This is a genomic window from Amycolatopsis thailandensis (assembly GCF_042723255.1).
Taxonomy (GTDB): domain Bacteria; phylum Actinomycetota; class Actinomycetes; order Mycobacteriales; family Pseudonocardiaceae; genus Amycolatopsis; species Amycolatopsis thailandensis.
Map to the genome: position 1 here is coordinate 1 of NZ_JBHXJK010000140.1, position 339 is coordinate 339.

The window sequence follows — 339 nt, forward strand, 5'->3', positions numbered from 1 at the left end:
CGTGAAGGCCCCCTGTCCTCGGCTCAGCCGAGGAAACTCGACCTTCACGGCGGCTCAAGTACATGATGGCCCCCTTCCTTGCGCTAGGCGCAAGGAAGGGGGCCATCATGTACCGGCAAGCGGGCAGGAGCGGCGGTGACCTTTCGGTCAGGGTGGTCCTGTGGGTCGGCGACGTGCGGCGTGAGCGAAGTCGTGACTCGCGTGATCAGAGACGTGACACGCGTGATCAAGCACGTGACTCGCGTGACTGGATGACGCACTCGCAGGTTCCGCCGCTGATCACGCGAGTTCCGGCTTCGATCACGCAAGTGGTGAGGACGGTTAGAACCGTCCTCACCA